Raw genomic sequence first — 25,536 nt, forward strand, 5'->3', positions numbered from 1 at the left:
CTCACTGCACTCCTTCCAACGTCTGCGCGACGGCCTTGTGCAACACCTCGGCCAGGTCGGTGGCCGGGAACGGCAGGCCGCGGACCGCAGTGTGGGACTGCACATCGACCAGGAACTTCCCGCGCAGCAACAGGGCCAGCTGGCCCAGGTTCATCTCGGGGACCACGACGCGGTCATAGCTACGGAGCAGCTCGCCGAGGTTCTTGGGGAACGGGTTGAGGTGGCGCAGGTGGGCGCGCGCCACCTGGATGCCGGTGGCCCGGACCAGGCGGGTGGCCGCCGCGATCGGACCGTAGGTCGATCCCCAGCCCAGCACCAGCACCCGTGCCTCACCGGAGGGGTCGTCGACCTCCAGGTCGGGGATGGTGTCGGCGATCCCGTCGATCTTGCCCTGCCGCAGCCGCACCATCTTGTCGTGGTTGTCGGGGTCGTAGGAGATGTGACCGGTCACGTCGGCCTTCTCGATGCCACCGATGCGGTGCTCCAGACCCGCCGTCCCCGGCACTGCCCACGGGCGCGCGAGCGTCTCAGGGTCGCGCAGGAACGGGTGGAAGACCGGCTCGCCCTTGGCGTCGGTGTCGTTGGGACCGGTGGCGAACTCGACCTCCAGGTCGGGCAGGTCGGTCAGCGTCGGGACCAGCCACGGCTCGGAACCGTTGGCCAGATAGCCGTCGGAGAGCACGATCACAGGGGTGCGGTAGGTGGTGGCCAGCCGCACCGCCTCGAGCGCGATGTCGAAGCAGTCGGAGGGCGACTGGGGGGCGATCACCGCGACCGGTGACTCGCCGTTGCGGCCGTGGATGGCCTGCAGCAGGTCGGACTGCTCGGTCTTGGTCGGCAGGCCGGTGCTCGGTCCACCACGCTGGATGTCGAGTATGACGAGGGGCAGCTCGGTGGAGACCCCCAGTCCGATGGTCTCGGCCTTCAGAGCCAGGCCGGGGCCGGAGGTGGAGGTGACGCCGAGCGCCCCGCCGAAGCTGGCCCCGAGCGCCATGCCGACGGCCGCGATCTCGTCCTCGGCCTGCAAGGTGGTCACCCCGAAGCGCTTCATGCCGGACAGCGTGTGCAGGATGTCGGACGCCGGTGTGATCGGATAGCTGCCGAGCAGCAGCGGCAACCCGGCGCGGTGCGCGGCGGTGACCAGCCCGAGCGCCATCGCGGCGTTGCCGGTGATCGTGCGATAGGTGCCCGGTGGCATCGTGGCCGGCGCCACCTCGAAGCGGACCGCGAAGTCCTCGGTGGTCTCGCCGTAGTTGAAGCCGGCCCGCAGCGCGGTCAGGTTGGCCTCGAGGATCTCCGGGGCCTTGGCGAACTTGGCGCGCAGGAACGCCTCGGTGCCGTCGAGGGGGCGGGAGTACATCCACGACAGCAGGCCGAGGGCCAGCATGTTCTTGGCCCGCTCCTTCTCCTTGCGGGTCAGTCCGAAGTCGGCCAGCGCCTCGACCGTGATCGAGGTCAGCGCGATCTCATGGACGTGCCAGGACTCCAGGGCCCCGTCCTCGATCGGGTTGGTGGCATAGCCGACCTTGCCCAGGTTGCGCTTGCTGAACTCGTCGGTGTTGACGATGATCGTGCCGCCGCGCGGCAGGTCGGCCAGGTTGGCCTTCAGCGCCGCCGGGTTCATCGCCACGAGCACATCCGGGTGGTCGCCCGGGGTGAGCACGTCGTGGTCGGCGAAGTGCAGCTGGAAGCTGGAGACCCCGGGCAGTGTGCCGGCAGGGGCGCGGATCTCGGCTGGGAAGTTGGGCAGCGTCGACAGGTCGTTGCCCAACGAGGCCGTCTCGGAGGTGAACCGGTCGCCGGTCAGCTGCATCCCGTCGCCCGAGTCCCCGGCGAACCGGATCACGACACGGTCCAACCGCTGCATGGGCTTGCTACTCATTCGGGGAGGGTCACCAGATCTCGTCTCGCGGGCAGGTCCTTCCATGGTATGCCGTGATGGCAGGCGACGGGGTGTCGGTGCGCCGGAGTGAGCCTATTGTCACAACTATTGTTGGATATTTGGTCGTTGTAGGCTTCCGGCCTGTGAGGGAGGCGCGGTGAGTGATGGGTTGCGACAGCCGACCGGGGATCGGTGGGGCGATCGTCGGTGGGGCTCGGTCACGCTGACCGGGCTCGCCCTGGTGCTGGTGACGGGCTGCAGCACAGGTGCGCCGGGGCAGGTCACCGAGACGCCAACAGCCGACCGCACCTCAGAGACGACGAGCGTCACCGCGCCGGACGGACCGCAGGACGACGCCGCGCTCTCCGGCCCGGCGCAGGCCACCGACCTCGGGCAGCTCGAGGGCGCGCTGCGCGAACAGAGTCAGTGGGTGCTGGACCACCTGGCGCCCGACGCCACGGGGCCCACGGCAGAGGAGGCCGGGCAGCGGTTCAGCGCAGAGTTCCTGGCTCAGGTGCCGGCCGACCAGATCGCAGCGGTGCTGGCGCAGTTCCGCGCTGGCCCACCCCTGACGCTGACCACGGTCGGCGACGTCGAGGAGCAGCCGGACGGAGCCCTGACCACCCAGCTCACCCTCTCCGGGGACGAGCCGCTGCGCCTGTCGATCACCGTGGACGCGGACGGCCGGATCGCCGGGCTGTTCCTGCAGCCCGGCCCACCGGCCGACCTCCCGGAGGTGGGCAGCTGGGAGGAGCTCGACGAGGAGTTCGCGGACCTCGGCGGCACGACACGGGTGTATGTCGGAGAGGTCGACTCCGGCCGCTGCCTCCCGGTCCATGCGTCGGAGCAGGCTGGCGAGCCGGCGCCATCGGGCTCGGTCTTCAAGCTGATCGTCCTGTCGGCCCTGGTCGACGCCATCACCGAGGGCGACCTGTCCTGGGAGGAAGAGCTCACCCTCACGCCGGAGGTCAAGAGCCTGCCGAGCGGGGAGCTCCAGGACCGGCCCGACGGGTCGGTCCTGACGGTGCAGGAGGCCGCGGAGCTGATGATCTCGATCAGTGACAACACCGCCACCGACCTGCTGATGGACGCCGTGGGACCAGGCCGGCTGACCGCGGCGCTGGCGCGGGTCAGCGACGACCCCGAGCGGCTCACCCCGCTGCTGAGCACGAGCCAGTTCTTCGAGTTGGGCTGGGCCGCTCCGCAGCTGCGCGAGCAGTGGGCCGACGCCGACCCGGCACGACGTGCCGAGCTGGTGGACGAGCTGTCCGGGGACCTGAGCGGGCTGCGGGCCAACCCGTTTGCCGTGAGCGAGCCGGTCTGGACCTCCGGGGTCGGCTGGTTCCTGACGGGGGAGGAGATCTGCACCGCCCATGCCGTCCTGCAGGAGCAGGCCGACACGGCAGAGGGCGAGCCTCTGCGCGCGATCCTCAGCGTCAACCCGGGCCTGTTCGCGCCACCGGAGGCGACCTACCAGGCGTTCAAGGGAGGCTCTGCACCCGGCGTGCTGGCGTTCAGCTTCTATGTCGAGACGGGCGCCGAGTTGCCCGGACGGGTGCTGAGCGTGCAGGTCTCCCACGACGGGGCGATCCTGCCGGGCTCCTACACCGACCTCACCCAGGCCGGCCTCGGACTGCTGACGGCGCCCTGAGCGTCAGACCGTCGTGACAGGCTGCCCGTCATGATCCGCACGATCGCGATCCAGGGCTACCGCTCGATCCGGGACCTGGCGCTGGAGCTGAGCGGCCTGGACGTCGTCACCGGCGCCAACGGTTCCGGCAAGTCCAACCTCTATCGCGCGTTGCGCCTGCTGGCGGGCTGCGCCGACGGTTCGGTCGTGGGGGCCATCGCCCGTGACGGCGGCCTGGGATCAATCCTGTGGGCCGGCCCGGAGCGACCCGCCAAGGAGGTGGTGACGGGGCACGCCCCGGCGCAGGGCACCGTGCGCAGGGGGCCGGTCGGGCTGCGCCTCGGCTACTCCGGCGACGACCTGGGCTACCTCGTCGACCTGGGCATCCCACCGCCGGGGCACAGCCCCTTCGTCAACGATCCGGAGATCAAGCGGGAGCAGGTCTTCCACGGAGCGGTGGCCCGGGCGGGCAGCCTGCTGGTCGACCGGCACGGCCCCGTCGTGAAGGTCCGCGAGGGCGCCTGGCGCACCCTGGACTGGCAGGTCGCCCCTTCGGAGTCGCTGCTGGCAGAGGCGGTCGGGCTCGAGGATGCTCCGGAGATCGCCGCGGTCCGTGGGGCCATCCGCGGCTGGCGCTTCTATGACCACTTCCGCACCGACGTGGACGCTCCGGCCCGGCAGCCGTGCATCGGCACGGTCTCGCCCGTGCTGGCCGCCGACGGGGGCAACCTGGCCGCGGTGCTGACCACGATCAGCTTCCAGGGCGACCAGGACGGGGTCCAGTCCGCCGTGGACGCAGCGTTCCCCGGGTCCTCCCTCGGGCTGAGCCAGCTCGACGACGGCCGGGTGCAGGCCAGTCTGCGCCAGCCGGGCCTGCTGCGGCCGCTTCGCCCCACCGAGCTGTCGGACGGCACCTTGCGCTACCTGCTGCTGGTGGCGGCCCTGAAGACCACGCGCCCACCTGGTCTGATGGTGCTCAACGAGCCGGAGACGAGCCTGCACCGTGACCTCCTGCCCGCACTGGCCACCCTCATCGCGGACGCCGCGCCGTCGACCCAGGTGGTCGTGGTCACCCACTCGCCGGAGCTGATCGAGTCCCTGGTCGAGCACGGTGCGCGGCGCCACGAGCTCACCAAGGACGCCGCAGGCACGCGGTCGGCCCAGGACGGGGGACTGCTGTCGGGTCCGCGCTGGGAGTGGCCGAGGCGCTGATCGACTCCGGTGTCCAGTTCTGGTGCCCAGCACGTCGACTCGCAGAATCCCCCCGTGGCCCGCGCAAGGGGGTTAGGCTCGCTGATGATGACCGACTACCTCGTGGTGCTGGCGGTGACCATGACCGGGATCCTCCTGGTCGTGGCCGCAGCGGGTGCCCGCCGGGTGATGGCCCCTCACGACCCCCAGCCTCGCAAGCTGACGACCTATGAGTCGGGCGTCGACCCGATCGGTTCGGGCTGGAGCCAGGGTGCGGTGCGCTACTTCGTCTATGCCCTGCTCTATGTCGTCTTCGCCGTCGACGTCGTCTATCTCTTCCCCTGGGCCCTGGTGCTGCGCACCGACCTCGGGCCCGTCTCCCTGGTGGAGATGGGCATCTTCCTCGGGGTCCTGCTGGTCGGCCTGGGCCACGTCTGGCGCCGCGGACTGCTGAGGTGGGTGTGATGACCGTCGACCTGCCGACCCCACGCGTCGGGCGTGCTGCCGAGGCCGCCCCGGATGCTGTCCGGGTGGTCCTCAACTGGGGCCGCAAATACTCCCTGTGGGTCTTCAACTTCGGCCTGGCCTGCTGCGCCATCGAGTTCATCGCCGCCTCGATGGCCCGGCACGACTTCATCCGCCTCGGCGTGATCCCGTTCGCCCCCGGCCCGCGCCAGTCCGACCTGATGGTCGTCTCCGGCACGGTCACCGACAAGATGGCCCCGGCGATCCGGCGGCTCTATGACCAGATGCCCGAGCCCAAGTACGTCATCTCCTACGGCGCCTGCTCCAACTCCGGCGGGCCCTACTGGGACTCCTACTCCGTCACCAAGGGCGTCGACCAGATCATCCCCGTCGACGTCTATGTGCCCGGCTGCCCGCCCCGGCCGGAGGCGCTGCTCCACGGAATCCTCACCCTGCAGCAGCAGATCGCCGCCGAGACACCCGGGCGGGCCCGGGCCGGCTCCAGGCCGCGTCCGTATGCCGATCAGCCACCGTCCGCAGGCGAGGTCACCCGGGGTCTGCTTACTCCGCCGAGTGGTGCCACGACGCCACCGGACTCAGCCGATGGCGGTGACCGGTCATGATCACCCGTGAGGTGTCGGTCACCGACTGGGCCACCGAGATCGGGGCGGCCCGTGACGAGGGGTATGACTTCTTCGACTGGCTCTCCGCGGTCGACCAGACCGACGCGGAGGAGGAGCCCGGCTTCGACGTGGCCTGTCACCTGATCCGCACCCACCCGTGGGAGCACGTCCTGCTGCGCGCGCGGGTGCCGGACGGCACGGCGCTCCCCAGCGTGACCGGCGTCTTCCGTGGCGCGGCCTGGCACGAGCGCGAGACGCACGAGATGTTTGGCATCGACTTCGCCGGCTTCGACGACGGCACCGGCGAGGGGCTGCGTCCGCTGCTGCTGCCCAACGGGTTTGAGGGCACGCCGCTGCGCAAGTCGTTCCACCTCACGGCCCGGGCCTCCAAGCCGTGGCCGGGGGCCAAGGAGCCGGGTGAGGGCGGTGAGCCGCAGGCCAAGGGCGACAAGGACGGTGCCACGCCACGTCGGCGTCCACGTCGCCGACTGCTGCCACCCGGTGTGCCCGACGAGTCCTGGGGGCCGCGATGAGCGACAGGACCCGCGAGGACACGAGCTTGCGAGGCCCGGAGCGGTCCGCGGAGCTCATCGGGGAAGGTGCGATGAGCGACAGGACCCGCGAGGACACGAGCTTGCGAGGCCCGGAGCGGTCCGCGGAGCTCATCGGGGAGATGCGATGAGCGACCTACCGCTGACCGTCGAGATCATCCTCAAGGCCATCGTCGTGCTGGCGGCCTTCCTCACGCTGCCTCTGGCGATCGGGCAGACCGAGCACAAGGTGATGGCCCACATGCAGGGCCGCCTGGGCCCGATGGAGGCCGGGCCGCACGGGATCGCGCAGCTGGTCGCCGACGGCATCAAGTTCGTGCAGAAGGAGGACATCACCCCGGCCGCCGCCGACAAGTGGGTCTTCCGCCTGGCGCCGGCCGTCGCGCTGATCCCCTATCTCGTCGTGCTCGCCGCGATCCCGTGGTCGGCCGCCTGGGTGGCCGCGGACGTCCCGGCCAGCCTGCTGTTCGTCCTGGCGGTCTCCTCCATCGGCGTCTTCGGCACCCTGATGGCCGGGTGGGGCAGCGGCAACAAGTACTCCCTGGTCGGCGGGATGCGCGCAGGGGCCCAGCTGGTCAGCTATGAGCTGCCGATGGTCCTGGCGGCAGCCTCGGTGGCGATGGCGGCCGGCACCCTGTCGCTGACCGGCATCGCGACCGCCTGGTCGTGGTGGTGGCTGCTGTGGCAGCTGCCCGGCGCACTGGTCTTCCTCATCGCCGCGGTCGCCGAGCTGCAGCGCGTGCCGTTTGACTCCCCGATCGCCGACTCCGAGGTCGTCTTCGGTCCCTACACCGAGTACTCCGGCCTGGGGTTCGCCTTCTTCCTCCTCGCGGAGTATGCCGGGATCGTGGTGATGTCGTTGCTGTTCACCGTGCTCTTCCTCGGGGGCTGGTCCGGGCCGTGGTCCGACACGCTCGGGCCGCTGTGGACCCTGCTCAAGGCGACGATGGTCGCCATACTCATCCTGTGGTTGAGAGTCGCTTGGCCCCGGGTGCGGGAGGACCAGCTGCAGCGCCTGGCCTGGATGGTCCTGGTGCCGCTGGCGCTGGCGCAGCTGGCGCTGACCGGCGTCGGGGTGGTGATCTGGGGATGACCACCTCACGTGAACCCGGCGCGCTGGACCTGCTGCGCGGCCTCGGCAAGGGGTTGGCCACCACGGCCAAGACCCTGGCCCGCCCGGCCCACACCCGGCAGTACCCTCACCAGGAGCCGGACCTGCCGGAGCGCTCGCACGGGGTCGTGGCCCTGCTCGAGGAGAACTGCACCTCCTGCATGCTGTGCGCGCGCGAGTGCCCCTCGTGGTGCATCTATATCGACTCGCACAAGGAGACGATCGAGCCCGGGCCCGAGGGTGGACGCGCCCGCCAGCACAACGTCCTGGACCGCTTCGACATCGACTTCTCGCTGTGCATGTACTGCGGCATCTGCATCGAGGTGTGCCCGTTCGACGCGCTCTTCTGGGCCCCGGACTTTGCGTATGCCGAGGGAGACATCCGCAATTTGCTGCACGGCAAGGCCAAGCTGGGGACCTGGATGGAGCGGGTGCCCGACTCCGCGCTGCCGGGGGGCTATGTGCGGCCCGGACCGGCCGTCGCGCCGCAGGCTGACACACCGGACACCGGCTCGCAGGTGGTCGACGAGTGACCAGTCGCGACGTCCTGTTCGCGGCAGTGGGTCTGATCACCGCTGCCGCCGGTGTGCTGGCGGTGACCAGCGCTCGCGTGCTGCACGCGGGGCTGTGGTTGGTGGTCTCGCTCGGTGGGCTGGCGGGGTGCTATCTCGTGCTGGGGGCGGAGCTGGTCGCCCTGGTCCAGCTGCTCGTCTATGTCGGCGCGGTCGTCGTGCTGATCCTCTTTGCCCTGATGCTCACGCGTGCGGGGGCGGGTGAGGTCGACACCTCGGTCGGTCACCGCTGGCTGGCCGCCGCTGTGGGCGCCGGGGTGACCGTGCTGCTCGGTGGCACCCTGATCGCGGCCTACGGGTGGGGGACCCGGGAGGTCGCCGGCCCGTCCAACCAGGAGATCGGTGAGCAGATCTTCGGCACCTGGGTGTGGCCGTTCGAGCTGCTGTCCCTGCTCCTCCTCGCCGCGCTGGTGGCCGCGGTGGCCGTGGCGACCACGAGCCGGGGCCAGGTGGACGAGCCGTGAGCCCGGCCCTGCCCCTGCTGCTCGCGGCGCTCCTGGCCGGGATCGGGACCTATGGCGTGCTGGCCCGCAGGCACGCCGTGCTGATGCTGATTGGCGTCGAGCTGCTGCTCGCCGCAGCGGGGCTGGTGCTCGTCACCGTGGGCCAGCTAGGCCCGGACGTGCTCGCCTCGGGCTCGGTGCTCACCCTGTTTGTCATCACCATCGCCGCCGCCGAGATCGTCGTGGCTCTGGCGGTCGTCATGGCCATGCACCGCACCCGCGGCGACGTCGACCTGACCGGTGAGGCGCGATGATCCCCACCGTCGACTGGCCGTGGCCCGACTGGGAGTTGGCGCGACTGCCGCTGCCGGCGCTGCCCGACCTGCCGGTGCCCGACCTGCCCGGGTCCCCCGCCCAGTGGGCGATCCTGCTCTCGGCGGCGGCCGGACTGTTCGGGCTGGCCCTCTCGCGGCGCTCCTCCCGCCCCGCGGCCTGGGTGGCGATCGGGTGCTCCGGGTTGGTGTTCGCGGCCATGGTCTGGCAGCTCTATGCCGTGGCCGGCACGAGCGAGCCGCGGATCTCCAGCACGATCGGCGCGCTCTCTTTCGGCGAGCTGACGGTGCCGCTGGAGCTGTCGGCCAGCCGGTTGAGCGCCCTGGTGGCCGCTGTCGTGTCGATGGTCGCCTTCTTCGTGCAGATCTTTGCGCGGTGGTATCTCTGGTTCGACCCGCGCTATCGGCAGTTCTCGGCCTCGGTGTCGATCTTCACCGCAGCCATGCTGCTGGTGGTCCTCTCCTCCGACGTGGTGCTCACCCTGATCGGCTGGGAGGTGATGGGCTGGTGCTCGTTCCTGCTGATCGGCCACCTCTCGGCCAAGGACAGCGCCAACCGCGCGGCGGGCAAGGCGCTCCTGGTCACCCGCCTGGCCGACGTGGGCTTCGTGCTGGGACTGATCGCGCTGGCGGCCGGTGCCGGCACCACCTCCATCCCGGCGATCGTCGAGCACTGGAGCTCAGCGGGTCCCTCCGCCGGACTGTCCCTGGCCATGGTGGGAGTCGTCCTCGGGGTGCTCGGCAAATCCGCCCAGCTGCCCTTCCAGGACTGGCTGCCGGACGCTATGGAGGGTCCGACGCCCGCGTCCGCGCTGATCCACGCCGCCACGATGGTCGCCGCCGGCACCGTCGTGCTGGCCCAGCTGCTGCCGCTGCTCCAGGCCAGTGGGCCGGCCCGGGTGCTGCTCGCGCTGCTCGTGGCAGCGACCATCGTGCTTGCCGCTCTGCTCGCCTTTGCCCAGCCCGACATCAAGCGGCTGCTGGCCTGGTCGACCGTCAGCCAGGTCGGCCTGATGCTCGCGGCGCTGACCGTGGTGCCCGCCGGCGACGGTCCCGACGCCGCGATCCTGCACCTGGTCTCCCACGCCTGGTTCAAGGCGCTGCTCTTCCTCACCGTCGGGTGGATGGGCGTGCTCACCGGTGGCACGGTCGTGCGCTTCGTCGTCTCGTCCACCAAGCGCTATCGCTCGCTGCGGCGGCCGATGGGCATCGGGCTGCTCGCGCTCGCCGGCGTGCCCCCCATGGTCGGCTTCGTCTCCAAGGAGCTCGTCCTGGCCCAGGCCGAGCACGGGGTGCAGGCAGGCATGGGGACGGCCGCGACGATCGTCCTGGCCGCGGTCGGCGCCAGCGTGCCCCTGACCGCCGCCTACTGCATGCGCGCCTGGCTGATCCTGGACCGCGGGCCCCGGCGCCGGCACGTGCCTGCCCCCCGGCCCACCGCCGACCGCCAGATCATCGATGACTTCTTCAGCGAGCCGGACGTGGTCGAGGAGGCCATCGGCATCGAGGAGGCCGACTCGGCCATCTCCTCGTCCGCACGCTCGGTTGTGGCGCTGCTCGGCTTCTTCTCGGTCGTGGGCGGCGTCCTGGCCTTCACCCCGCAGCTCGACCTGGCCCTGACGGTCAACCTGCAGCTGCTCGCCGCCGCGCTGCTGCTGATGGCGCTGGCCGCCCTGGCCGTCTGGGTCGCCTCCCGCGGTGTCGGTTCGCGGGACGCGGCCGCCAGGCTGCCCGCCAACCTGAGCCTTGCCACCGAGCGCGGTCTGGGTTTCGACCGGCTCTATCACGCGGCAGTCGTGCGTCCGGTCCTGGCCCTGGCCCACGCGGTGCAGTGGGCCGACCGTGAGGTGCTGGACGCCTATGTCCGGGCCGCCGTGCCCACCGCGCGACTGCTGGGCAGCGCGCTGGAGACGACCCACCCCAGACGCCCCGCGCCCGCCCTGGTCCTCGTCCTCGGCGGCGTCGTCGTGCTGGCCATCATCGGGGTGGTGCTCTCGTGAGCGCTCTCGACGGTCTCGCCATCCCGGTCCTGGTGCTGGCCCCGCTGCTCGGCGCGGGGTGGCTCCTCGTCGCCGACCGCGTCGGGACCCCGCCGAGTCCCCGCGTCAGCCGCGGCCTCGCCGTGACGGCCGCCGTGCTGGCGGCGCTGGCCGCCGGCTGGACCGTCTGGCGCCGCCCCGAGCTGGACCTCGCCTGGATCGAGAGCCTGGGGGTGCGCCTCGACCTGGCTGTCGACGGGATCAGCGCCCCGTTCGTGCTGCTCACGGGCCTGATGGCCGTCGTGGCGACCCTGGTGCCCTATCACAGCCCGCTGTCCGACGCCCGCCTCGGCGAGCCCGGTCGGCGCCAGCCCACCGAACCGCTGCCGGTCGGCACCGTCGTGCCCGGGCCACGCTCCCTGGCGACCTACTACGCCTGCCTCCTGGTCGTCGTCGGTGGCTCGCTGCTGACCTTCCTGACCCGCGACGCCCTCATCTTCTTCGTCGCGTTCGAGCTCGTGCTCATCCCGATGTGGGTGCTGATCGCCCGCCACGGCGACGCCACCACCCGCGCCGACCGGGATGGCGCCGCGTGGCGGTTCCTGCTCTTCACCGCCACCGGTTCGATGTTGATGCTGATCGGCATCCTGGCCCTGTGGAGCGCCACCGGGACCACCAACCTCGTGCGCTGGGCCGAGCTCGCGGGCTCATCCATGGGGCACGGCACCCAGGTGATCGTGGCCGTCATACTCCTGATCGGTCTGGGCATCAAGGTGCCGGTCTGGCCCCTGCACACCTGGTTGCCGTGGGTGCATGCGACGGCACCCACGGCCGGGTCGGTCCTGCTGGCCGCCGTGCTGCTCAAGATGGGTGCCTACGGCATGATCCGCCTGGTCGCCGCGCCGCTGCCGGACGGGCTGACCACGGTCGCCCCCGCACTCGCCGGGTTTGCGGTGACCGGCATCCTCTGGGCCGGGCTGGCCTGCCTGGTCGAGCAGGACCTCAAACGGCTGATCGCGTGGGCCTCGATCGGGCACCTCGGGTTCGTCGTCCTGGGCATCGCCGCCGGGACCGAGACCGGTCTGCAGGCCGCGATCTTCGGCAACATGGCCCACGGCCTGATCGCGGGGCTCCTCTTTGTGCTGGTCGGCTCGCTGAAGCACCAGTGGGGCGGGGCCGACCTGGCCACCTCCCGGGCCGCGCTGCGCGAGATCACGCCACGGCTGGGCTTTGCCCTGATCCTGGGCATGGCCGCCGCGATGGGCCTGCCCGGCCTGGCCGGCTTCTGGGGGGAGTGGGGCGCGCTGTTCGCCGCCTGGGACCCCGGCCCCGGCCGGACCGTCGGCTGGTTCCGCGTGTTTGCCCTCGCCGGCGCGCTCGGTGCCGTCCTGGCCGCGGCCTATGCCGTGCGCGTCCTGCGGGAGGTCTGGGCCGGTGACCGGCGCAGCCCTGCCATCCGCGATGCGCGTGGCGTCGAGCTCGGGATCCTGACGGTCCTGGGCGTCGGCATCGTCGCCCTCGGCGTCTATCCCGTCGCACTGCTCGACCTGACCGCACCCGCCGTCGAGGGCGTCATCGCCACGCTGGGGGCGGGCCGGTGACCTTCGAGCTCAACGTCTCGGCCCTCTGGCCGGTGCTGGCTCCGGCCCTGGCGGCCGTCGTCGTGCTCGTCCTCGACGTCGCCTGGCCCAGGGCGCGCAGCGCCCACCTGTGGGTGGCAGCCGCCGGCCTGGCCGGAGGTGCTGTCGGCACCATCCCAGCCATCCTGCAGTCATCTGCCGACTCCACCGGCGCGTTCTGCCTGCCCTCCGGGCCCTGCCTGTATGCCGCGAGCTCGCTGACCGGTGGCCTGCAGCTGCTCGCTCTGGGCAGTGCCGCCGTCGTGCTGGTGCTCACCTGGGGTGAGTGGGGTCGGGCCGGTCGTGGTGGCCCGACCGTGGCGCCGACCGTCGTGCTGGTCGCGCTGTTCCTCGCCGCCACTGCCGGGGTGGCTGCCGTGCCCGCGGCCCGGGACCTCGGCACCCTGCTGGTCGGCCTGGAGCTGGCCACCCTGCCGGTCGTCGGCCTGGTCGCGCTGGAGCGCCGCGCGCAGCGGCACGCCGAAGCCATCGCCGGCGCGGTCGCCCTGCTGACGACCTCACTGGTCTCGTTCGCGCTCCTTGCGCTGGGCGCCGCCCTGTGGGTGGCGGCCACCGGCACGGCCCTGCTGTCGCCCGAGGCCGCAGCCACGGCGGCCGCCGTGCCCGAGCGGTCGGCCCTCCTGCTCCTGTCGGCCGTCTTCGTGCTGGCCGGCCTCGGCTTCAAACTCTCGGCCGTGCCGTTCCACGCCTGGACGCCACTGACCTACTCGACCGCGCCGCTGCCGGTCACCACCTTCCTGGCCGGCACCTCCAAGGTCGCCGCGCTCGGCGGCATGATCGTGCTGGTGCAGGCCCTCGCCGGCAGCTCCGGCTTCGCGCTGGTCGCCGTGGCCGTGATCGCTGCCGTCACGATGACGCTCGGCAACGCCATGGCGCTGCGGCAGGACGACCTGGTGCACCTGCTCGCCTGGTCGGCCGTCGCCCAGGCCGGCTGGCTGATGCTGCCCCTGGCCTCGCTGTCGTCGCGGGCGGTGCACGCCGCCGGCGGCTACCTGGCCGTCTATGTGGTGGCCACCGTCCTGGCGTTCGTGGTGGTGATCACCGTGGCGCACCGTCCCGGGGGCGGGGCGGCGATCGAGGACCACCGGTCGCTGGCGCGTCGCCAGCCCCTGAGCGCGGCCGCGCTCGGGTTCGCGCTGCTGACCCTGGCGGGCCTGCCCCCGGCGATCATCGGCCTGGTGGCCAAGGTCGTGGTGCTGCGGCCCGTCGCGGCCGACGGCACCTGGTGGTTGCTGGTCGTGGCCACGCTCAACATCGCCCTCGGCATCGCGGTCTATGTCCGTTGGCTCGCGGCCCTGATCGAGCGTGAGTCGCCCGAGGAGCTGGTGGCCGCTGACGTCGCGCCCGAGCCCCCGGCATACGCCATGCCCTGGACCCACCGCGTGCTGATCGGGGTCCTGACCACGCTCCTCCTGCTCGGCAGCATCGCGCCGGTGGGCATCTTCTAACGCGGAACACCCGAGCTGGACGGAGCGTTTCCACAGCATGCACAACCACTACAACGGGCTCAAGACGGCCCTCCTCTTCGGCGGCATCTGGGCCCTGCTCCTCGGCGTGGGCGCCCTCATCGGCGGCGGCCGCTACATCTGGCTGTTCGCGCTGATCGGTGTCGCCACGACGGCCTACGGCTACTGGAACTCGGACAAGATCGCGATCAAGGCGATGAAGGCCTACCCGGTGGGCCCGGAGCAGCAGCCGCAGATGTATCGCATCGTCCACGAGCTCTCCACGCGCGCCGGCAAGCCGATGCCGCGCCTCTATGTCAGCCCGACCGCCGCGCCCAACGCGTTCGCGACCGGCCGCAACCCGGAGAACGCCGCGGTGTGCTGCACCGAGGGGATCCTGCAGCTGCTCGACGAGCGTGAGCTGCGGGGGGTGCTCGGCCACGAGCTGATGCACGTCTACAACCGCGACATCCTGACCGGCTCGGTCGCTGCGGCGCTCGCGGGCATCATCACCTCGGTCGCTCAGATGATGCTCTTCTTCGGTGGAGGTGGCGGCGAGAACCGGCCCAACCCGCTGGCGCTGATCGCCATGGCACTGCTGGCCCCGCTGGCCGCCTCGCTCATCCAGCTGGCCATCACCCGGACGCGGGAGTATGACGCGGACGAGGACGGTGCAGCCCTCACCGGCGACCCGCTCGCCCTGGCCAGCGCCCTGCGCAAGATCTCTGCCGGGACCAAGGCCGCGCCGCTGGCCCCGGAACCGCAGCTGGTCAACGCCAGCCACATGATGATCGCCAACCCGTTCCGCGCCGGCGACGTCAAGTCGCTGTTTGCCACCCACCCGCCGATGGAGGACCGGGTCGCCCGGCTCGAGGCGATGGCGGGCCGTCAGCTGCCGTGAGGCACTGACCGCTGCCAGCCCGGCTGGCTCGTGGTCGTCCTCAGGCCTGCAGCAGGACCGGGACGGTCTCGAAGCCGCGGGAGGGGAAGGCCTCGCGCACGGGCGTGCGGTCGGGGTCGAGCGTGATCGAGGTCGTGGCCCGCAGCAGCGCGGCCAACGCGCCCCGGATCTGCAGCGTCGAGAGCACCCGGCCCGGGCAGATATGGGGTCCCGCGCCATAGACGATGTTGGCCGCGCGGTTCTGCGCCGGCCGGTAGGCGTCCGGGTCGCCGAACACCCGCTCGTCACGGTTGGCAGCCGTCCAGTTGATGACGAGCGGGGTCTGCGTCGGCAGGCTGTAACCGGCCAGCTGGGTGCGCCGGACCGTCACCCGCTTGTTGAAGGGGAACGGGTTGTCGATCCGCAGCATCTCGTCGACCGCGGCATCGAGCTCCTCGAGATGGTCGGCCTCGCGGTGCGACAGGATGCGCAGATGCTCCTGCAGCTGCGGGTCGGCCGCGACATGGTGGACGACGACACCGATCGAGGAGGCGATCGAGCCGAGGTCGCCGGCGGTCCAGTTGCGCAGCGTCGAGACCAGCTCTGGGTGGGTCAGCAGGCGGCTGCCGCCGGGTGCCTCCGGATCCTCGACGTGCTGGTCCAGCAGCGCCGTGGTGGGGTCGTCCGGCAGCGCCTGACCAGCCGCCCGCCGCGCGCGGCGCTCACTCAGGATGCCGTGCACGATCCGGTCGAAGTGCTCGGCCACCGCGGCGTTGCGGCTGGGGTCGCCGGAGCGGGTGGCCGCGAAGTTGTCGTCGATCCAGCCCAGCAGCTCGTCCTCGAGGTCGGCCGACCAGCCGAGCCACCGGCTCTGGACGCGCACCGCGACCAGTCGGCCGAACTCGTGCAGGATGTCGGCCGCTCGGGTCCGCGCCACCAGCTCGGCCACCGCGTGCTCGGCGACCTGCGTGATCATCGGGGCCAGCGGCAGGATGCGGGAGTCGTCCAGGTGCTCGTCGATGACGGCCCGGAACCGGCGGTGCTCAGCACCGTCCATCCCGTTGGGGACGTGCAGGTGAGACCGGGCGGCGCTGGAGAAGATCTCGGGCGTCTGCGCGACGTGCCGGACGTCGGCGTGACCACGCACGGCCCAGGTCCCGTCGGGCAGCCGCACCACGGGGCACTCACCAGGCGTCGACTCGACCGCCGCGTCGGGGGGCGTCGCAGGCCCGGTCAGCGGGTGGGCGTCCTCGCTCAGCGGGTGGGTGTCCTCGGACTGGGTCATGCGCCTCCTGTCGGTTCACCCCGGACGGCCCGTGCCGGCGGGCGGTCGCCCCGGATGGTGGCGACCATGTCCACGACCCTACGGGTGGCCCGCACGTCATGCGCACGGAAGACGGTGGCGCCCAGCCACGCCGCGATCGCCGTGGCGGCAAGGGTCCCCTCCAGCCGGTCGTCGGCCGGCAGGTCGAGGGTCTCGCCGACGAAGTCCTTGCGCGAGAGGGCCTGCAGGATCGGATAGCCCAGCCCCGCCAGGTCGTCGGTGTGCGCCAGCACGGTGAGGCTGTGCCGGGTGGTCTTGCCGAAGTCCAGCGTGGGGTCGATCAGCACCCGCTCGGGCGGCACGCCCGCCGTGACCGCTGCCGCCGCGCCCGAGCTCAGCACCCGCAGCACGTCCCGGACGACCGCGAGCTCATCGCCGCCCTGCTCGTCGGCATACGTCATGGCGACGGGGTCCGTGCGAGGAGGCAAGCCACCGGTGTGCGAGACCACGACCCCGGCCCCGATCTCGGCCGCGACGTGGACCAGGTCCGGGTCGGCACCGGCCCAGGTGTCGTTGACGAGGTCCAGCCCGACGGCGCCAGCCTCAGCGGCCACCTCGCTGCGCCAGGTGTCCAGGCTCAGCACCAGGTCCGGGTGCGCCGCACGGGCCGCCTCCAGGAAGGGCATGACCCTGCGGAGCTCCTCGGCCGCCTCGACGACCCCGCCCTCCTGCCCGGCACGGACACCACCGACGTCCACGATGTCCGCTCCCGCCTCCACTGCGTCGTCGAGCGCCGCGAGCGCGGAGTCGAGCCCGACGTGCCGGTTGCCCGACCAGAACGAGTCCGGGGTCCGGTTGATGATGGCCATCACGGCCGCGTGGCCGGCGTCGAAGGTGCGACCCCGCAGGACCAGCGGGGGAGTATGCCGCAGCTCGAGCGAGCGCACCGGCTGCGGACCGGTGGATGGTGGGGGTGACGAGGGGCTCACGCCGTCATCGTGCCACTGCGCCCCGGCGGGCGCCGACAGGGTCAGCTCTGCGGCGCGGGTGCGCTGCGGGGGCACCGCCGTGGCAGGCTTGGAGGATGCCTTCTCTCACCCGGGCCGACGCGGAGCGGCGCGCCCAGACTCTCGCCGTGACGGCATACGCCATCGACCTTGACCTGACCGGCGGCGACGATCCCGAGCACCCGACCTTCGGCTCCCGCAGCACGGCGACCTTCACCGCGCAGCCAGGTGCCTCGAGCTTCCTGGACATCAAGGCCGTCGACGTCGCCAGCATCACGCTCAACGGTGCCGCGGTCGACCCGGGCACCGTGGCTGACGGCCGGGTCGAGCTGACCGGGCTCGCGGCCGACAACACGGTCGTGGTCGAGGCCACGATGGGCTACAGCAACGACGGGCAGGGTCTGCACCGGGCGATCGACCCGGCCGACGGCCTGGCCTATGTCTATGGCCACCTCTTCCTCGACGCGGCGCCCAGGGTCTTTGCCTGCTTCGACCAGCCCGACCTCAAGGCGCCCTACACGCTCACCATCACCGCACCGCAGGCGTGGACCGTGCTGGGCAACGGGGCGGCCACCGCGACCGGCCCGGGCCGTTGGGAGCTGGCCACCACCCAGCCCCTGGCGACCTACTTCGTCACGATCTGCGCCGGGCCCTACGCGTCGGTGACCGACGAGCACGACGGGATCCCGCTGGGGGTCCACGCGCGCGCCTCGCTGGCCGAGTCCCTGCGCGCGCAGGCGCCCGCGATGCTGCAGGTGACCAAGGACGCCTTCGACTACTACCACCAGCTGTTCGGCATCCGCTACCCGTTCGGCTCCTACCACCAGGTGTTCGTCCCAGAGTTCAACGCCGGCGCGATGGAGAACCCGGGGTGTGTCACCTTCCGCGACACCTACCTCTTCCGCGGGGCCGCGACCGATGACGAGCTGCTCACCCGTGCCAACACGATCTGCCACGAGATGGCGCACATGTGGTTCGGCGACCTGGTCACCATGCAGTGGTGGGACGACCTGTGGCTCAACGAGTCGTTCGCCGAATACATGGCCCACCGGACGCTGACCGCGATCAGCGGCTCGGACGACGCCTGGGTCGACTCGACGATGTCCCGCAAGGCGTGGGGGTATGCCGCGGAGCGGGCCCCCTCGACCCACCCGGTGGCGGGGTCGCCGGCTCCCGACGCCGACGCTGCCCTGCAGAACTTCGACGGCATCTCCTACGCCAAGGGCGCTGCGGTGCTGCGCCAGCTGATCTGCCACCTGGGTGACGAGGCCTTCGTGGCCGGCATCACGGCATACCTGACCGAGCACGCCTACGGCAACGCCGCGCTCGCTGACTTCCTCGGCGCGATGGAGGCCGCGTCAGGCACGGACCTGACCGAGTGGTCGAAGGTCTGGCTGACGACGGCGGGCGTGGACACCCTCGCTGCCGCGATGGGCGGTGATGGCCTGCGGGTCACCCGCCGTGCGCCCGAGGCGGTGCCCGCCCAGCGTCCGCACACGCTCGACGTGGCCGGGTGGAGCGGGGGCACCCAGGTGCTGGCTGCCGACGTGGTGCTGGACCAGGACGAGGTTCTGGTCAGGGCCGACGTGGCGGGATCAGTCGGGCTGCTGATCCCGAACGCTGGTGACCTCACCTGGGCGCAGGTCGAGCTCGACGCCGCGAGCCTGACGGCCCTGCCGGTTGAGCTGCCCCGGGTGAGCCAGGCCCAGCACCGGGCGGTGGTCTGGGTCGCGCTGACCGACGGTCTGGCGACCGCACGGGTGGACCCGCGGTTGGTCGTCGACATCTTCGTGGCCGCGTGGCCGCTCGAGGAGAACTCCTCGATCCTGAGCCGATCGGGCGCACTGCTGACGTCCCGGGTGCTGGCGGACTACCTGGCTGACGCGGAGGTGCCGTCCGCGCGGGACGCCGTCGCAGGGGCCGCGCGAGCGCGCCTGGAGAGCGCACCGGCGGGGTCGAGCCAGGCACTGGCCGCGGCGCGGATCCTCGCGGCAGCCACCCGCGACGTCGAGCAGCTGCAGCGCTGGTCCGGCAGTGTCGACCTCCCCGCCGGGCTCGATGGCGACCCGGACTTCCGCTGGTTGGTCCTGCGCTCGCTCGCGGGTGCCGGGGCGGTGTCCGCCGCTGATCTGGAGGCGGCGCGAGAGGCGGACCATTCGATGCAGGGCAACCTCGGGGCGCTGGCCGCACTGGCCGCGCTGCCGACTGCCGCAGACAAGGCCTGGGCCTGGGACCAGCTGGTCGGCGACCACGGCCGGTCCAACCACGAACGCAACGCACTGGCCAGCGGCTTCTGGACCGGGCGGCACACCGACCTGGTGCGGGAGTATGTCGCTGCCTTCCACCGCGACATCCCTGCGCTGGAGGGGCGGGTCGGCCAGGATGCGCTCGCGCGGGTGGCGGCGCTGGCCTACCCGCGCAGCGTCGTGGACGAGGCGACGATCACCGCCACCGACGACCGGCTCGCGGTGGGCGACCTGTCCCCGGCGGTGCACCGCTCCCTGGTCGACCAGCAGTCGGTGCTGCGCGAGGTGCTGGCCTCGCGCCGGGCCTTCGGCTGAGACCGGACCAGGCCAACGGGCTTGCCCCGGGTCGCACCACCAGCGGGTGCCGCACGGGATCACTCCCGTGCGGCACCCGCGGCGACCCGGCGTGCCCCGACCGGATCAGGGGGTGAAGTCCAGGGCCTCCTCGGCCAGCCCCATGACCTGCCAGTGGTTGCCCTGGCCGTCCGAGAGGTCATAGACGGGGACGATGAACTCGGTGCCGTCCCACAGGCTGACGATGCCGGTGTGCAGCTCCGCCGCCGTCACTGCGGACTCGGTCAGCGGATAGGGGATCGGCTCTCCCGGGGCGATCGGCGGCAGGGGCTCGGGCTCGACCCACTCCTCGTAGTAGCCCGGCTCGTCGTAGTAGTCCAGGGTGGGGATGTAGGCGCCCAGCTGCTGGAACCTGACGTCATTGACGCGCTCGACGGCCTCTGCCGGGGAGATCACGGGGTAGTCCCCGAGCTCGACGTAGTCGCCGAACTGGATGCTGGCGTAGGACACGCCCTCGCTGGTGACGCTGAGGTGCCAGTCCTGGAAGCCGGCGAGCGGTCCGTCGGTGGTCGAGACGACGACCTCGGTGGACGTGCTCTCGGGGTCGTAGAGCTGCGACTCACCAGGTGCGGACGTTGCGTAGGCTGCGTCGCCCCCGCCCATCTCGTCCATCTCCGGGCTGTAGGGAGGCTGGATCTGGACGGTGTAGCCGGTGTAGTCGAGCTCGAGCTGTGACAAGAACTTCTCGGCCATCGCGATGGCGGTCGCCTCATCCGGGGTGGGTCCGAGCTCGGTGCAGGTGATGTCCGAGGGGCCCTCGGAGCCGTAGCCGAACCAGCCGTAGTCGCCGTCCGAGTTCTCCATCTCTGCCCGCATGTCCTCGCACCACGGGTCAAGCGTCGGGTTGTTGTAGTCGAGCGAGCTGTTGGTGCCGTAGGAGTAGACGGCCAGGTTGCGGCCGTCGATGGAGTCGACCACGTGTGCGAAGTCCCCGCCCTCGTCCTGGACGGTCCCCTCGATGCCGAGCCGGTCGGCATACCCCTGCAACAGGTCCTTGGCCTCCCCCTCCGACCACATGCTGTCGGTCGACGCACCATAGACCGTGCCGGTCGTGCGCTCCGTGGACAGGGCCTCGCCGGCGACGGGGATGACCGGCCCTGCGTAGCCACCACCCATGGACTCCTCCGACATGGCGTCGTCGCCCGACATGTCCTCCGCAGCATTCCCGTCCGCCGCGGGTGAGAGGCCGTGGTCCAGGGCGGGCCCGGCGTCGTGAGTGACTGCCGAACTGGAGTCGTCGGACGAGGAGTCGTTGGCTGCCACCGTGGGGATGTTGTCGTCCCCGGCGGTGGTGCCCAGCGCGTAGCCACCGCCGCCGAGCGCCAGGGCCGCCACCGCGGCGGCCACGAGGATGCCCCCGCGACCGGTGCGGACATCTGGGTCGTGCACCCGGACGGCGGTGTCGCTCGTGTCAGAGAAGGCGAAGCCCCCCGAGGCCCCCACCGGGGTGCGCCCGTCCAGACGTTCGGAGATCTTGCGAAGGTCGGGGTGTGCGCCGGAGGCCGGGTCCGCGGCGCGCAGCCGGGCCAGTGCCTCGTCCTCGTCGAAGTGGTTCATGATGTGTCCTCCCTGCCGGTGCCACCGATGTGGTGGCGTCCTACCTGGTCTGTGTGTCGAACTGTCCGCATGTTGCGATGTGCGTGGTCTGGCAGATCAGGCGGGTCAGGTGACCCAGGCCTCCCGCAGCCGGGCGCGGGCCCGGGACAGGGCGGCAGCGGCACCGCCGCGGGTGATGCCCAGGGCCTTGGCCAGACCCTCGCCGTCCAGGCCCTCCCAGGCGTGGAGCATCAGGACCTGTCGGTCGCGGGTGCTGAGCCTGTCCAGCGCGGCCCGCACCTCGGCGTCCTCGACCACGAGGTCGGCCGGATCGACGCTGATGCTGCGATCGGGGGACTCGCTGCCGTAGTCGGCCAGCAGGGTCAGCGTCGGCTTGCGCCGATGGTTGCTCAGCACGTAGGAGGCGGTCTTGTAGAGCCACGGGAGCACGAACTCCTCGGGGATGCTGTCGCGTCGGCGCCACGCCACGGCGAAGACCTCGGCCGCGAGGTCCTCCGCCTCCTGGCGGGGGGCGCGGCGCACGAAGTAGCGGTGCACCGCCACCGCGTGCTCGGCGAACAACCGGTCGAACCAGGCTGCGTCGCGGGGCGTTGCCCGCATGCCGTTCCCCTGTGCCGTCCCGAGCACCATGGCGCCTCCATCGTGAGGTCGCTCCAGCCCATGCTGGAGCGTCTATCAGGCAACTGTCAGGGAGGCTACCCTTGTTGCACCGCTCGGGGGACTTCGTCCCCCGAGTGCCCCTTGGTCCGTCTCCAGTCGACTCCTACCGGCGGTTGGTGAACTGGACCGCGAAGTCGAGGTCAGCGCCCTTGACCATGCGCTGCACCTCCTGCAGGTCGTCGCGCGACTTGGAGGTGACGCGCAGCTCGTCGCCCTGGATCTGGGCCTTGACGGACTTGGGCCCCTGCTCGCGGATCAGCTTGGAGACCTTCTTGGCATTCTCGCTGCTGATGCCCTCGGTCAGGACGGCGTCCAGCCGGTATTCCTTGCCGGAGGGGCGCGGCACCCCGTCGTCGGAGTAGTCGAGGGACTTCAGCGAGACGCCGCGCTTGACCAGCTTGGTCTGCAGGACGTCCAGCACCGCGAGGCAGCGCTCCTCGCTGTTGGCCCTCATGGTGATCGACTCACCCGAGAGCTCGACGGAGGCGCCGATGTTGCGGAAGTCGTAGCGCGTGCTGATCTCCTTGGCGGCCTGGTTGACGGCGTTGGCGACCTCCTGCTTGTCGACCTTGCTGACGATGTCGAACGATGAGTCGGCCATGATGCTGCTCCTCTTGGTGTGGTCCGGGTCTGGTTCGGATCTGGTGTGTCGTCCCTGTTATCCTTTCATCCGCGCTCATGGCAGGTTGTCCGAGCGGCCAATGGAAGCGGACTGTAAATCCGCCGGCGTACGCCTACGCAGGTTCGAATCCTGCACCTGCCACCACGTGAAGGGCCCCGACCACACGGTCGGGGCCCATTGTGTCGCCCCCCTCTTTTTGCAGGGGTTTCGTAGGTCGACCCCGCCTTTTTGCAGGGGTTTCGTAGGTCGACCGGGGTCGCTGTCGGCGGGTGTCTCTAGAGTGGAAGACACCCCACCACGGAGGAGACGATCATGAGCGTCGACTGGCACGGTTTGGCGATCGAGCAGCTGACGTGGCACTGGGAGCAGCAGGCCCGACCGCGGCTCGACGGGCTCACCGATGCGGAATACCTCTGGGAGCCAGCGGTCGGCGCGTGGAGCGTGCGGCCACGCGGCGCCGCAGCGACCCCCCAGGCCGTCGGAGGCGGCGAGTGGGAGATTGACTTCGCGGTCCCCGAGCCCCAGCCCGCGCCGGTGACCACCATCGCCTGGCGTCTGGGGCACCTCATCGTCGGCGTCTTTGGCGGGCGAGCGGCATCCCACTTCGGCTTCCGGCAGTGCGACTACTTCACCTGGGACTACGCCGGCACCGCCGCAGGCGCGCTGGCCCAGCTGGACGAGACGTATGCCGCGTGGCTGGCGGGGGTGCGAGGGCTCGATGCCGCGGCGCTCGCGAGACCGGTGGGGGAGGCCGAGGGGCCGTTCGCGGCGCACCCGATGGCCGAGCTGGTGCTGCACATCAATCGCGAGGCGATCCATCACCTGGCCGAGATCGCGTTGTTGCGAGATCTCTGGGCCCACCGGTGAGGTGCGCTGGCCGCTCCACCCGGCGCACGGCATACGTCCCGCTCCGGGCTGTCTTCCACGATGCGCACGCGTGGTCCTAGTCTTGGCCCATGACCGACACCCAGCTCCCGCAGACCAACGCAGCGTTCATCGAGCTCGAGGACCGCGTCGCGGCACACAACTACTCCCCGCTCCCGGTCGTCGTGGCCGAGGCAGAGGGAGTGTGGGTGACCGACGTGGAGGGCAACCGCTACCTGGACGCGCTCGCGGGCTACTCCGCCCTCAACTTCGGCCACCGCCATCCTGACCTGGTCGCGGCGGCCAAGGCGCAGCTCGACCGGTCGACGCTGACCAGCCGCGCCTTCCACAACGACCAGCTGGGTCCGTTCTGCCGCGACCTTGCCACGCTCGTCGGCAAGGACCAGATCCTGCCGATGAACACCGGGGCCGAGGCTGTCGAGACGGCCATCAAGATCGCCCGCAAGTGGGGTTACCGCGTCAAGGGGGTCGAGCAGGGCAAGGCCGACATCATCGTGATGGACGGCAACTTCCACGGCCGCACCACCACGATCATCAGCTTCTCCGACGACCCGGAGGCCCACGACGACTACGGGCCCTACACACCCGGCTTCACCGCGGTGCCCTACGGCGACCTCGCCGCGATCGAGGCCGCGATCACCGACGACACGGTCGCGGTGCTGTTCGAGCCGATCCAGGGTGAGCAGGGCGTGCAGATCCCCAAGGAGGGCTTCCTGCCCGGGCTGCGCGAGCTCTGCACGAGCAAGAATGTGCTGATGATCGCCGACGAGATCCAGTCCGGTCTCGGCCGCACCGGCACCACCCTGGCGTGCGGCTACGAAGGCGTCGAGGCCGACATCTACACCCTCGGCAAGGCCCTGGGTGGTGGCATCGTGCCGGTCTCGGCCGTGGCCGCCGACGAGGACGTCATGGGCGTCATCACCCCAGGCACGCACGGCTCGACCTTCGGCGGCAACCCGTTGGCCGCAGCCGTGGGCCACGCGGTCGTGAAGATGCTGGAGACCGGGGAGCCCCAGCGGCACGCCGCAGACCTCGAGGGCCCCTTCCGCGAGGGACTGGAGGCCCTGATCGGCAAGGGTGTCGACAGTGTGCGGGTGCGCGGGCTGTGGGCGGGCATCGACATCAACACGGACCTGATGACGGGCAAGGAGGCCTGCAAGGGCCTGGCCAAGAAGGGCGTCCTGGCCAAGGACACCCACGGCTCGACCATCCGCCTTGCGCCGCCGTTGACGATCAGCGACGACGAGCTGCGGCAGGTCATCGACGCGCTCGGTGAGGTGCTGGCGGCGGCCTCCGGGAGCTGAAAGCCACAGCAGTGCGCCCCGCGACCGTCCGACGGTTGCGGGGCGCTTGCATGCTGTGGCGCTGAGACGTGGGAGAGTTCTGCCGTGTCATCCGGAATCCTGCTCGCCGTCCTGGTCGGGGTCGTCGTCGGCGCAGTGATGGGCTCCCTCGGGGGCGGTGGAGGGATCGTCGCGGTGCCGGCCCTGGTCTATCTGCTGGACCAGGCTCCGCTGGAGGCGACCACGACCTCGCTGGTCGTCGTGGGGGTCACGGCGGTGTTCGGCGCCGTGCAGTATGGCCTGGCCGGCATGGTCAACCTCACCGACGGGCTCGCCTTCGGGGTGTTCAGCATCGCCGGTGCCGTGGTCGGGGCGCGGATGGCGCTGGCGGTCGACGGCGACGTGCTGATGGCGTTGTTCGCCCTCCTCCTGGTCGCCGTCGCCTGGCTGATGTGGCACCGTGCCAGCCACCAGCCGGAGGCCGACCTGTCCTATCGCTGGCTGCAGCTGCGACCGTTCCACCTTGATGGCCGTCGGGCCGCGCTGGTCTTCGTGGTGGCGACCGGCATCGGTTGGCTCACCGGGTTCTTCGGCGTGGGCGGCGGCTTTGCGATCGTGCCCGCCCTGACCCTGCTGCTGAAGCTGCCGATGCGCCGGGCGGTGGGCACCTCCCTGCTGGTGCTGGCGATGACCAGCCTGGTGGGGCTGGTCACCCGCGTCAGCGGCACGGTGGACCTGGACTGGGAACTGATCATCGGCTTCACCACCGCGGCGGTCCTGACGAGTATGGCGGCGGGCCGGCTGAGCAGACGCGTGCACCCCAAGGCCCTGAGCCAGGTGTTCGCGGTGTTCCTGATCCTCGTGGCGACCTATACGGCCGTCAACAGCCTCCAGTCGCTCCTGGCCTGAGCCTG

At 71.2% G+C, this 25,536-nt stretch carries 23 protein-coding genes and 1 tRNA gene; 18 read left to right on the forward strand and 6 right to left on the reverse strand.

Annotated features, from left to right (window positions below):
• Position 1: 1 nt before the first annotated feature.
• Positions 2-1,882 carry a 2-oxoacid:acceptor oxidoreductase subunit alpha gene (locus NF557_RS03235; RefSeq protein WP_252621653.1) on the reverse strand — a complete coding sequence of 627 codons (1,881 nt, stop codon included), beginning with the start codon at positions 1,880-1,882 and terminating at the stop codon, positions 2-4.
• A 157-nt stretch (positions 1,883-2,039) separates the two neighbouring features.
• Between NF557_RS03235 and NF557_RS03240 the strand changes: the two genes are divergently transcribed.
• The 13 genes from NF557_RS03240 to htpX all read left to right on the forward strand — a co-directional run bounded on the left by NF557_RS03240 (position 2,040) and on the right by htpX (position 14,765).
• Positions 2,040-3,533 carry a serine hydrolase gene (locus NF557_RS03240; RefSeq protein WP_252621654.1) on the forward strand — a complete coding sequence of 498 codons (1,494 nt, stop codon included), beginning with the start codon at positions 2,040-2,042 and terminating at the stop codon, positions 3,531-3,533.
• 30 nt (positions 3,534-3,563) lie between these two features.
• Entirely contained in the window at positions 3,564-4,724 is a 1,161-nt protein-coding gene (locus NF557_RS03245) for an AAA family ATPase (RefSeq protein WP_252621655.1), read from the forward strand.
• A gap of 54 nt (positions 4,725-4,778) precedes the next feature.
• Complete coding sequence (locus NF557_RS03250) at positions 4,779-5,168, forward strand: NADH-quinone oxidoreductase subunit A (RefSeq protein ID WP_425342953.1); 390 nt, start codon at positions 4,779-4,781, stop codon at positions 5,166-5,168.
• Complete coding sequence (locus NF557_RS03255; RefSeq protein ID WP_252621656.1) at positions 5,168-5,791, forward strand: NADH-quinone oxidoreductase subunit B; 624 nt, start codon at positions 5,168-5,170, stop codon at positions 5,789-5,791. Before NF557_RS03250 ends, NF557_RS03255 begins: the two co-directional genes overlap by 1 nt.
• Complete coding sequence (locus tag NF557_RS03260) at positions 5,788-6,324, forward strand: NADH-quinone oxidoreductase subunit C (protein WP_252621657.1); 537 nt, start codon at positions 5,788-5,790, stop codon at positions 6,322-6,324. The genes NF557_RS03255 and NF557_RS03260 overlap by 4 nt, the downstream gene beginning before the upstream one ends.
• A gap of 145 nt (positions 6,325-6,469) precedes the next feature.
• Entirely contained in the window at positions 6,470-7,435 is a 966-nt protein-coding gene (gene nuoH / locus NF557_RS03265) for an NADH-quinone oxidoreductase subunit NuoH (RefSeq protein ID WP_252621658.1), read from the forward strand.
• On the forward strand, positions 7,432-7,986 hold the full coding sequence (locus tag NF557_RS03270; RefSeq protein WP_252621659.1) for a NuoI/complex I 23 kDa subunit family protein: 555 nt from the start codon (positions 7,432-7,434) through the stop codon (positions 7,984-7,986). The genes nuoH and NF557_RS03270 overlap by 4 nt, the downstream gene beginning before the upstream one ends.
• Positions 7,983-8,489 carry an NADH-quinone oxidoreductase subunit J family protein gene (locus tag NF557_RS03275; RefSeq protein WP_252621660.1) on the forward strand — a complete coding sequence of 169 codons (507 nt, stop codon included), beginning with the start codon at positions 7,983-7,985 and terminating at the stop codon, positions 8,487-8,489. Before NF557_RS03270 ends, NF557_RS03275 begins: the two co-directional genes overlap by 4 nt.
• A complete protein-coding gene (gene nuoK, locus NF557_RS03280; protein WP_252621661.1) occupies positions 8,486-8,782 on the forward strand; it encodes an NADH-quinone oxidoreductase subunit NuoK in 297 nt (98 codons plus the stop codon). Before NF557_RS03275 ends, nuoK begins: the two co-directional genes overlap by 4 nt.
• Positions 8,779-10,800, forward strand: a complete 2,022-nt coding sequence (locus NF557_RS03285; RefSeq protein WP_252621662.1) for an NADH-quinone oxidoreductase subunit 5 family protein — start codon at positions 8,779-8,781, stop codon at positions 10,798-10,800. Before nuoK ends, NF557_RS03285 begins: the two co-directional genes overlap by 4 nt.
• Complete coding sequence (locus NF557_RS03290) at positions 10,797-12,380, forward strand: complex I subunit 4 family protein (RefSeq protein ID WP_252621663.1); 1,584 nt, start codon at positions 10,797-10,799, stop codon at positions 12,378-12,380. The genes NF557_RS03285 and NF557_RS03290 overlap by 4 nt, the downstream gene beginning before the upstream one ends.
• On the forward strand, positions 12,377-13,867 hold the full coding sequence (locus NF557_RS03295) for an NADH-quinone oxidoreductase subunit N (protein ID WP_252621664.1): 1,491 nt from the start codon (positions 12,377-12,379) through the stop codon (positions 13,865-13,867). The genes NF557_RS03290 and NF557_RS03295 overlap by 4 nt, the downstream gene beginning before the upstream one ends.
• Before the next feature lie 37 nt (positions 13,868-13,904).
• The gene (gene htpX / locus NF557_RS03300; RefSeq protein WP_252621665.1) at positions 13,905-14,765 is read left to right on the forward strand and encodes a zinc metalloprotease HtpX; all 861 of its coding nucleotides are present in this window, start codon (positions 13,905-13,907) and stop codon (positions 14,763-14,765) included.
• Positions 14,766-14,805: 40 nt separating this feature from the next.
• On the opposite strand, the gene NF557_RS03305 is transcribed toward htpX, so the two are convergent.
• Together NF557_RS03305 and folP are read right to left on the reverse strand one after the other, a co-directional pair.
• Positions 14,806-16,029 carry a cytochrome P450 gene (locus NF557_RS03305; RefSeq protein ID WP_252621666.1) on the reverse strand — a complete coding sequence of 408 codons (1,224 nt, stop codon included), beginning with the start codon at positions 16,027-16,029 and terminating at the stop codon, positions 14,806-14,808.
• Positions 16,026-16,955 (reverse strand): dihydropteroate synthase, encoded by a 930-nt coding sequence (gene folP, locus NF557_RS03310; RefSeq protein WP_370584421.1) that lies wholly within the window; start codon positions 16,953-16,955, stop codon positions 16,026-16,028. The genes NF557_RS03305 and folP overlap by 4 nt, the downstream gene beginning before the upstream one ends.
• Positions 16,956-17,092: 137 nt before the next feature.
• Here folP and pepN point away from each other — a divergent pair, with 137 nt between their 5' ends.
• Positions 17,093-19,576, forward strand: coding sequence for an aminopeptidase N (gene pepN, locus NF557_RS03315; protein WP_252621667.1), 2,484 nt, complete (start codon positions 17,093-17,095; stop codon positions 19,574-19,576).
• Positions 19,577-19,681: 105 nt separating this feature from the next.
• Here the strand turns inward: pepN and NF557_RS03320 are convergent, their stop codons facing one another.
• The 3 genes from NF557_RS03320 to NF557_RS03330 all read right to left on the reverse strand — a co-directional run bounded on the left by NF557_RS03320 (position 19,682) and on the right by NF557_RS03330 (position 22,433).
• On the reverse strand, positions 19,682-21,172 hold the full coding sequence (locus tag NF557_RS03320; protein ID WP_252621668.1) for a hypothetical protein: 1,491 nt from the start codon (positions 21,170-21,172) through the stop codon (positions 19,682-19,684).
• 105 nt (positions 21,173-21,277) lie between these two features.
• Positions 21,278-21,772 carry an RNA polymerase sigma factor gene (locus tag NF557_RS03325; protein WP_252621669.1) on the reverse strand — a complete coding sequence of 165 codons (495 nt, stop codon included), beginning with the start codon at positions 21,770-21,772 and terminating at the stop codon, positions 21,278-21,280.
• 163 nt (positions 21,773-21,935) lie between these two features.
• Complete coding sequence (locus NF557_RS03330) at positions 21,936-22,433, reverse strand: YajQ family cyclic di-GMP-binding protein (protein WP_252621670.1); 498 nt, start codon at positions 22,431-22,433, stop codon at positions 21,936-21,938.
• A gap of 79 nt (positions 22,434-22,512) precedes the next feature.
• On the opposite strand from NF557_RS03330, the gene NF557_RS03335 reads away from it, so the two are divergent.
• The 4 genes from NF557_RS03335 (at position 22,513) to NF557_RS03350 (ending at position 25,531) form a co-directional block, all read left to right on the forward strand.
• A tRNA-Tyr gene (locus tag NF557_RS03335) sits at positions 22,513-22,598 on the forward strand.
• Between the two features lie 168 nt (positions 22,599-22,766).
• On the forward strand, positions 22,767-23,321 hold the full coding sequence (locus NF557_RS03340; protein ID WP_252621671.1) for a DinB family protein: 555 nt from the start codon (positions 22,767-22,769) through the stop codon (positions 23,319-23,321).
• 89 nt (positions 23,322-23,410) lie between these two features.
• The gene (gene rocD, locus NF557_RS03345; protein WP_252621672.1) at positions 23,411-24,643 is read left to right on the forward strand and encodes an ornithine--oxo-acid transaminase; all 1,233 of its coding nucleotides are present in this window, start codon (positions 23,411-23,413) and stop codon (positions 24,641-24,643) included.
• Between the two features lie 84 nt (positions 24,644-24,727).
• Entirely contained in the window at positions 24,728-25,531 is an 804-nt protein-coding gene (locus NF557_RS03350; RefSeq protein WP_252621673.1) for a sulfite exporter TauE/SafE family protein, read from the forward strand.
• Positions 25,532-25,536 lie beyond the last annotated feature (5 nt).

This window comes from Ornithinimicrobium cryptoxanthini (assembly GCF_023923205.1).
In the GTDB taxonomy this organism is placed as follows: Bacteria; Actinomycetota; Actinomycetes; order Actinomycetales; family Dermatophilaceae; genus Ornithinicoccus; species Ornithinicoccus cryptoxanthini.